Origin of the sequence: Chryseobacterium sp. (assembly GCF_022712095.1) — a bacterium.
Classification (GTDB): Bacteria; Bacteroidota; Bacteroidia; order Flavobacteriales; family Weeksellaceae; genus Chryseobacterium.
In genome coordinates, this window is the sequence record NZ_JALAHD010000192.1 from 1 (window position 1) to 8,782 (window position 8,782).

General features: G+C 34.7%; 10 protein-coding genes. 7 read left to right on the top strand and 3 right to left on the bottom strand.

All coding sequences use genetic code 11. The annotated features are described in order from the left end of the window. The 7 genes from ccoO to Q0A18_RS09935 all read left to right on the top strand — a co-directional run. Positions 1-1,054, top strand: a 1,054-nt coding sequence (gene ccoO / locus Q0A18_RS09905; RefSeq protein ID WP_292009985.1) for a cytochrome-c oxidase, cbb3-type subunit II, incomplete at its 5' end; no start/stop codon positions are given. 17 nt (positions 1,055-1,071) lie between these two features. After that, positions 1,072-1,272 (top strand): CcoQ/FixQ family Cbb3-type cytochrome c oxidase assembly chaperone, encoded by a 201-nt coding sequence (locus tag Q0A18_RS09910; RefSeq protein WP_292009986.1) that lies wholly within the window; start codon positions 1,072-1,074, stop codon positions 1,270-1,272. Between the two features lie 6 nt (positions 1,273-1,278). Continuing rightward, on the top strand, positions 1,279-2,157 hold the full coding sequence (locus tag Q0A18_RS09915) for a c-type cytochrome (RefSeq protein ID WP_292009987.1): 879 nt from the start codon (positions 1,279-1,281) through the stop codon (positions 2,155-2,157). Positions 2,158-2,256: 99 nt separating this feature from the next. Then, positions 2,257-3,720 (top strand): cytochrome c oxidase accessory protein CcoG, encoded by a 1,464-nt coding sequence (gene ccoG, locus Q0A18_RS09920; protein WP_292009988.1) that lies wholly within the window; start codon positions 2,257-2,259, stop codon positions 3,718-3,720. Positions 3,721-3,723: 3 nt separating this feature from the next. Further along, on the top strand, positions 3,724-4,176 hold the full coding sequence (locus Q0A18_RS09925) for a FixH family protein (RefSeq protein ID WP_292009989.1): 453 nt from the start codon (positions 3,724-3,726) through the stop codon (positions 4,174-4,176). Next, on the top strand, positions 4,167-4,934 hold the full coding sequence (locus tag Q0A18_RS09930; protein WP_292009990.1) for a sulfite exporter TauE/SafE family protein: 768 nt from the start codon (positions 4,167-4,169) through the stop codon (positions 4,932-4,934). Before Q0A18_RS09925 ends, Q0A18_RS09930 begins: the two co-directional genes overlap by 10 nt. 15 nt (positions 4,935-4,949) lie before the next feature. Further along, positions 4,950-5,690, top strand: a complete 741-nt coding sequence (locus Q0A18_RS09935) for a hypothetical protein (protein ID WP_292009991.1) — start codon at positions 4,950-4,952, stop codon at positions 5,688-5,690. Positions 5,691-5,728: 38 nt separating this feature from the next. Here Q0A18_RS09935 and serS read toward each other — a convergent pair whose 3' ends face one another. The 3 genes from serS to Q0A18_RS09950 all read right to left on the bottom strand — a co-directional run. Beyond that, the gene (serS, locus tag Q0A18_RS09940) at positions 5,729-6,997 is read right to left on the bottom strand and encodes a serine--tRNA ligase (RefSeq protein WP_292009992.1); all 1,269 of its coding nucleotides are present in this window, start codon (positions 6,995-6,997) and stop codon (positions 5,729-5,731) included. A gap of 89 nt (positions 6,998-7,086) precedes the next feature. Continuing rightward, on the bottom strand, positions 7,087-7,590 hold the full coding sequence (locus tag Q0A18_RS09945; RefSeq protein WP_292009993.1) for a hypothetical protein: 504 nt from the start codon (positions 7,588-7,590) through the stop codon (positions 7,087-7,089). A gap of 19 nt (positions 7,591-7,609) precedes the next feature. Beyond that, a partial coding sequence (locus Q0A18_RS09950) for an oligosaccharide flippase family protein (protein ID WP_292009994.1) occupies positions 7,610-8,782 on the bottom strand: 1,173 nt, incomplete at its 5' end.

Genomic DNA, 8,782 nt, shown 5'->3' on the forward strand with positions numbered 1-8,782 from the left:
AGCTAACTGGCATTTCTGGTTAGGTACTTTAGGAATCATTTTCTATGCAGTTCCAATGTACATCTCAGGATTTACGCAAGGGTTAATGTGGAAACAGTTCAACCCGGACGGTACTCTATTATGGAAAAACTGGCTGGATACTGTTACAGCTATTATTCCTTACTATAAAATGAGATTCATAGGAGGGTTATTCTATCTTGCCGGTGCGATCTTAATGGTAGTGAATGTTATCGCAACAGTAAGAAAAGGATCATTCCAGAAAGAGGTTCCTGCTGAAGCTCCTGCATTAGCTAATATAGGAAGCCAACGTAAAGAGGGAGAAGGCGTTCACCTTTGGATTGAAAGAACTCCGGTACTCCTAGGTATTCTTGCACTTTTAACACTATCTATTGGTAGTATGGTTGAAATTGTACCTACTCTATCACTTAAGAAAAGTGTCCCTACTATTGCAGCAGTAAAACCTTATTCACCACTTGAATTAGAAGGTAGAGACTTATATATCCGTGAAGGTTGTAACGCTTGTCACTCTCAGATGGTGAGACCGTTCAGAGATGAAGTAGTAAGATTTAACGGTAAAAACGGACAATATTCTAAAGCGGGAGAATTCGTATATGACAGACCATTCTTATGGGGTTCTAAAAGAACTGGTCCGGATTTACATAGGGAAGGAGGAAAAAATCCAAGTTCATGGCATTATAAACATATGTATAACCCTAGATCTACATCTGCAGGCTCCATCATGCCACGTTATCCTTGGTTAATTACAAATGACTTAGACAGATCTAAAATGGTAGACAAGATCAAGCTGATGAAAAGTGCGTTTGATGTACCTTATACTAAAGCTGAAATCGATTCTGCTAATACTTGGGCCGACAATCAGGCAGCTAAGATCGTAAAAGATATTTTCTCTGAAGCAGCAGACTTAAAAGATGCTTATGCTAAGAGACCAAAAGGAGAATTAGAGAAGAAAGAAATTGTTGCTCTTATATCATATTTACAAAGATTAGGAACAGACATTAAAACGACTGAAATACAAACAGCAAGTAATAACTAAAAACATTAAACAATTCGATGATTCCTCAGAATTTTAAAGATATATTATCCAATACGGAAAATGCTGGTTTTTATCAGACATTGGCTCTGATATTCTTTATGCTGTTCTTCGTTGCCTTGGTAATCTATGTATTTAGCAGGCCTAAAAAACATTATCAGGAAGAAGAAAATGCACCTCTTGGGGATGATGATGACGACGAATTTGATTTAAAAAATTAAACGATTATGAAACAAAGAACACCAGTTTTTGTAAACATCTTAATAATAATTGGACTCTTAATAGTTTTTTATTATTTGTTTGTTCAGAGTTATGCATTCTTGGCTTCTCCGTATTTCTGGGGAACAGTAGTGATCAGTTGTATTTTGGCTTACATCCATAGTGCAATCGGAGATATCATTGAGAATAATAAATTCAAAAAATTATCTGCTGAAGAAAAGGCTGAATACCTTGCAGAGAAAAAAATACCTTTCTTCAAAAGAATGTATGACAGTGCCTTTAAAAAGCAGTCTGCGACAGAAGAAAAGGATATACTTATCGACCATGGTTTCGATGGAATTATGGAATTAGATAATCAACTACCAAAGTGGTGGTTAGGATTATTCTGGTTTGGCACGGCATTTTGCGTAGTATATGTAGCTGCATACGCTTTCACAGACTTTGCCAGTCCTATTAAAGAATATGATGCAGAATATAAAGCTCAGATTGCAAGTATTGCAGAATATGAAGCAACCCAGCCTCCTGTAACAATAGAAACAGCAGTTTTCTCAGAAGATAACGTAGCTGCAGGAGAGGAAGTATTCAAGACCAACTGTGTATCTTGTCACTCTGAAGGAGGTCGAGGTGGAATTGGTCCTAACTTAACGGATAATTACTGGCACAATCAGACTGAGAAAACATTATTTAAAAATGTTTTCCATATAGTTGAGAATGGTGTAGCAGGGACTGCAATGCAGGCTTGGGGTAAAAATGGAGTTTTAACAGGCCGTGACATTCAGAATGTAGCCGCTTATGTTTACCACATCAATCAGGAACAACCTCCTATTACTCCTGCCGAAGGTGGTGCTCCTCCATACGGAGAAGAGGCACATTGGGAAAAACAGTAAATAATTAAAATATAAAATATAAATGAAACATAATTTGTTATTAGTTTGAAAAAATAGGATAGCAAATTATGTTTTTTTCTTTTTTAAAATCTTAGAAAAATGTCAGATATAAAAGAAGAAGAAATAGTACGTGGAGTAGGTGGACAGGGACAGGTTTTAGATCCGGAAACCTATAGAGATTCTATAGGGACAATGGATCAATCCGGAAAAAGGAAATGGGTTTATCCAAAAAAACCAAAAGGAAAATTCACCAATTACAGGAATATAGTAAGTTATATTTTGTTGATCGTTTATTTTTCAATACCTTTTATAAAGATTAATGGAAATCCCTTACTTTTAATTAATGTTCTTGACAGAGAATTTTTCATACTCGGTCAGCCATTTTATCCTCAGGATTTTTTTATTCTAACACTAGGGGCTATCGCCTCCATCATATTTATTCTCGTATTTACAATTGCGTATGGTAGGATATTCTGTGGATGGATATGTCCGCAGACCATTTTTATGGAAATGATATTCCGTAAAATAGAATATGCTATCGAAGGAGACAGAAACAAGCAGATGAAACTTGACCGGCAGGCCTGGAATACCGAAAAGATATGGAAAAGAACTCTTAAATGGAGTATATACATTACTATTTCACTGATTATTACTCACTTTATGTTTATGTACGTGGTGGGATATAAGCAAGTATTTCAGATCATTTCGGAAGGTCCGTTTGCCAATCCTACCAATTTTATGGTGATGATTCTTTTCACAGCAGCCTTTTACTTTGTGTTTGCTTGGTTCAGAGAGCAAGTATGTACGTTGGTTTGTCCTTATGGGAGATTGCAGGGAGTTTTGATTGATAAAGAAACGATCAATGTATTCTATGATTTCAAACGTGGAGAGAACAGAGCAAAGTGGAGAAAAGGTGAAGACAGAAAAGCCGCAGGAAAAGGAGATTGTATAGACTGTCATCAGTGTGTAGTTGTCTGCCCTACCGGGATTGATATCCGAGATGGTCAACAATTGGAATGCGTTAACTGTACAGCCTGTATCGATGCTTGTGATGAAGTAATGGAAAAAGTAGGATTACCTAAAGGCCTGATCCGTTACGCCACAGAAAATGAAATAGAAAAACAGATTCCATTCAAGTTTACAGCAAGGATGAAAGGATTCGCTATAGTTCTTGCCTTATTGGTAGGTTTCTTAGGATATCTATTGTATAATCGTGGAGAAATGGAGGCTAAATTTATAAAACCTGCCGGAAGTACTTTCTTTGTAAGAGATGGAAAAATCACGAATACCTACAACTATACATTCCTTAATAAAACGAATGAGAAAAAGGTAGTAACAATAAAAGTAATAGAACCTAAAAACGGAGAGATTACCTACAGTGCTTCCAGTAAGATTACAGTAGACAGGGATAAAATTACAAAAGGAACTATTAATATAAGCTTCCCTGAATCGGAAATGAATCTTTCCAAACAGAATATTACGATTGGGGTATATGATTCTAATGGAAAACTTGTAGATTCTTATCAGACTTATTTTGAAGGACCATTTAAATTACAATTTTAAAAGATGAAAAATTTCAGCTGGGGACACGGAGTTATAGTTGCATTATCTGCGTTTATAATTTTTATTTTATCTATGATTTTTCTTTTTCCTAATGGACAAAAGAATTCAGAGATGGTAACAGATGACTACTATGAAGAAGAGCTTCAATATCAAAGTGTAATTGATGCGAAAAACAGAGCAGATGCTTTGGAAGAGAGACCTCAATATATTCAAGATAAAACGGGTATTAAAATAGCGTTTCCTAAAGAATATAATAATTCTAATACTGTGGTAAAGTTTGTTTTAAACCGGACCGAAGATCAGAATTTAGATATTAAGAAAACTGAAATCCTTAATAGGGAAAATACAATATTTATTCCGGGGGCAGTCTTAAAACCTGGAAATTACACCTTAAGGTTGACTTGGACAAAGGATAAGCTTGATTACAGGCTTGATTATGATGTGATATGGAAATAGCACTTATTTTATCGGCAATCGGTTTAGGCTTCGCATCTGGTTTTCACTGTATCGGAATGTGTGGCCCTATTGCTCTGTCGATGGGATTAACAAAAAAACAAGCTACTAATTATTATCTCCAGAACCTCACCTATCAATTCGGAAGAATATTTACTTACTCTCTCTTAGGTGCTCTATTAGGAATTGTAGGCCAGGGATTTGAAATGGCCGGATTTCAACGGTATTTAACCATCATCGTAGGAGTTTTATTGATTGTAATGGCTATTTTTTCTTTCGGAGGAAAAGATTTTGCTTCAAAGATTCCATTTTTTTCTAAGTTTTTATTTTCTGTAAAGTCTAATTTGGGAAGACTTCTTCAGAAAGCAGATTACCGCTCAAGATTTACAACAGGAATTCTAAATGGTTTTCTACCATGTGGAATGGTTTATATGGCTCTTACCGCAAGTTTAGCCAGTGGAGGAATATGGCAGGGAGCTCTTTATATGGCCTTATTCGGATTAGGAACGTTACCCTTCATGTTTGCCGTAGTTCTGGTGGGGAACCTGGTAAACCAGGCTTTCAGAACCAAAGTATTAAAAGCCATTCCCATACTGATGATCATTCTGGGAGGCTTATTTATTTTAAGAGGTCTTGAACTTGGCATTCCTTATATTTCACCAAGAGCCGAAGCAATGACTATTTCTAAAGACAATGATGGAGACTGTCATCTTGAAGGAGATCATAGCAAACATCAGCATAATTCTACAAACTGTCATTAAACATAAAAACATACCATGAGAAAAATCGTATTTATTTTCTTTATTCTCAATCTATTTCTTTTACAGTCCTGTTCTTTTAATTCGGAAGTTACTTATTATAAAGATTCAACATCTACCATTACTGCAGATCTTTATATGAAAGAAATGATCACTTCCATGAAATCTATGTTTTCAGACTCCCTTGTAAGCAAAAAAGACCTAGAGGAAATTGAAAAATTTCCAAGAACATGGACAAGTGTCTATGATTTTGAAAAAATGAAAGATGGTAAAGTAGCCACTCAAAACCCTGACTCCATCAGACTGATGAAAAAGGTTTTTATGAAGTCCAACTTTGAAGACAAGGATTTCACGGGAATATCCCTCAAAATGGACCGTTTCTCTCCTTCTGACTATGACTATATCAAAAAAGGATTTTCCAAGACAGATAACCTTCCTGTTGATATCAATACAGTTAACAACTGGAATGGAAAAAATCTTATCATCAACACCGAAAACTTTAATAAAGATATGTTGCCAAATATAGATGATTCTGAAAAAACTGAGGAAGCTTTGCAAATGGTAAAGATGATGTATCAGAATATCAGTGTAACATTAAAATTTGAAAATAAAATAAAATCAATTACAGGCAAACACGACTGGGTAATCCCTGTAGACGACCATACTGTAAAAATAACTTATGATATGGAAACGATATCAGGAGAAAGTAAAACCCCACTCACTCATGCTGACAAAAAAATTGTAATTGTCACTGAATAAATAAAAAAGCCTCCGAAATTCGGAGGCTTTTCTTATAATTAATTAATAATATCAAATCTAGCATATTCAGCAATCTTCTTCGGAAGCTTAATTCCTTCAGGTGTCTGATTATTTTCTAACAAAGCAGCCATAATTCTGGGCAACGCCATTGCCGAACCATTTAAGGTATGAACCAATTGAGACTTACCATCTGATTTATAACGGCACTTCAAACGATTCGCCTGAAATGTTTCAAAATTGGAAACAGAGCTTACTTCAAGCCATCTTTCCTGAGCAGCACTCCAAACTTCGAAATCATAAGTCATTGCAGAAGCAAACCCTGTATCTCCTCCACATAGTCTCAACACCCTGAAAGGAAGCTCCAGATCAGTAAGAATACCTTTGATATGTTCAACCATTTCTTCAAGCACAGCATAAGAGTTTTCAGGTTTCTCAATTCTTACAATCTCCACTTTTTCAAATTGATGTAATCTGTTTAAACCTCTGACATCAGAACCATAACTTCCTGCTTCTCTTCTGTAGCATTGAGAAAACGCGGTATTTTTTATAGGAAGATCTTTCTCATCAAATAAAACATCACGGTATAAATTTGTTACCGGAACTTCAGCCGTAGGGATAAGATATAGCCTATCTTCCGTTACGTAATACATTTGCCCTTCTTTATCAGGCAACTGCCCTGTTCCATATCCTGATGCTTCATTGACCACATGAGGTGGATTTACTTCCATATATCCGGCTTCGACATTTTTATCCAGAAAATATTGGACCAATGCACGTTGCAATCTTGCCCCTTTTCCTAAATAAACTGGGAATCCGGCACCCGCTATTTTTACACCCAATTCAAAATCGATCAGATTGTATTTCTTAGCCAATTCCCAATGTGGAATTGCTCCTTCACCTAAACCTTCAACGTTATGAGATTGATATATGTTCTCGTTATCATCTGCTGAAGCTCCATTCTTCACCAATTCATTGGGAATATTAGGGATCTGGTATAATATCTCCAACAATGATTTTTCCTTGATTTCAAGTTGAGACTGTAATTCTTTACTCGACTCTTTATATTGACTTGTTTTAGATTTTGCGGATTCTGCTTCTTCTTTCTTTCCTTCCTTCATCAATATCCCGATTTCTTTGGATATTTTGTTCATTTCCGAAAGTTGAGAATCTAATTCAAATTGAAGTTTTTTTCTTTCATCGTCAGTAGTAATAGCTTCGTCTACCAACTCAAGATTTTTGAATTGTCTTTTTTTCAGACCTTCTAAAACGCGTTCTTTATTGTCGCGTAAAAAATTGACTTGTAACATAAAATTTCAAGATTTATTTGAGAGTTAAAAACTTCCCATTCAAACCATCGAATGGAAAACCTAAAACTGAATTACTGCAAAGTTAAAAATTATTTTACGATAGTTACTACATTCGAGACATTTGGCTCTTTGGTAAATTTCAGATCATTATTATAATAGACCTTGGAAACCTGAAATACCGAAGGTGACCAGTGGTACTCAATTCTTAAAGTATCGTTAAGTACGGTAGTTGTTGAATCAGTAAGTTTTTTTGTAATGGCCAGCGCAATGATGGATTCATATGTCCTATCATCAGGGCTAATCGAATCTTTAGTGATTCTTCTTGCACCCGCCAAGTATCTTATATAATTAACGGAATCAGAGGCAACTAAGGATGAATAGCTCACCGGAGCAGTATCTGTAGTTCCCTGAACATCATTCATACTGATTGCAGTAAATGCACCTTCCGTATTTGTATTAAGTAGGTCACGTCCGAGACTGTCTTTCATATAAATATCGAGTATCTGATCTATTCTCTGGATAGAATCATCATCATTTCTACAGCCTAGAAATGCAAAAAATATAATCAGTATTCCGAAAGCAACATTTTTCATTACGTCACAAAGATAAAACTTATTTTAATTTCCTGAGATAATTGTGAAAGAAGAATGCCAGAATAAATCCTGAACTTATTAAAGTGATAGAAACACTTAATGCCATTCCTAAAATTCCATATACAGGCACCCATAATAATGCTAAAACAATCAGTAAAATTAATGAGAACAATGAAGATGTAGTGTTCAATTGCATTTTACCAACTGCTGAGAGCAAATTGCCGTAAAGGTTTCTGAACAAAATATTCATTAGAAAAGTAAACATAAAAATGATAAACAATAATGAATTAACAGCATACTTTTCATTGAAAAACAAACTCAAAATATCTTCACTTAAAACCAATGCAATAATAAAAATAATGAAGCATAGAGGGATAAAAATCTTATAATAGTTTGAAATATATCTTCTAAGAAATATTCTTTGAGTATAATTTTTAGCTAAAACCGGAAAGTCACTCTGCATAAATGCCAATGATAAAAAAGTAATATTGGAAGGAATAAGAATAGCTATTCTATAATTGGCAACAGAATTTTCATTAAGCAAAAACCCAAGTAAAATAATATCCACAGAAAATAATGCGTCCGAAAGAATAGCAGTTCCTGAAGTATGGTAAGCATATTTCCAAAGCTCATTTATATTGAGAAAGTCAGGTAACTTAATACCTGAAACAAAATATTTTTTTAGCCAAAATAAAGATAAAAACGGTGTAACAGCCATAGCAATAAGATATCCTTTCATCTGAAAAAAATAACTTAAGACTAAAAGAATAATGAGGCCAATAACATTAACCACATTATTGACCCTTGCAAAATCCCTGTTCTTTCCATTGATTCTTAACTCCGATTGAATATGAACAAAAAAATAAAACCCGACCAGCCTGATAGAGAAGAATAAAAAAATCCAAAAGATATTTTCATATTTTTTGACAAAAAAAACAGAGGCTGCCAAAAAGAGAAAAGTCAGAATCAATTGATTAAAAAATCCTTTTTTTAAAAAATAAGATGAAAGCAAATTCTTATCATCAGTTTCTTTTACAATTGAACCAAACCTCAGTAAACTTTGATAACTTCCAAAGCCATTACAGGAAGAAAAAACAGCAAAGAGAGCTGCCACGATGCTTATTTTTCCAAAATCCTGTTCCGGAATAAGTTTTATAATAAAAATAGAAGAAAGAAAAGCACAGATTTTCCC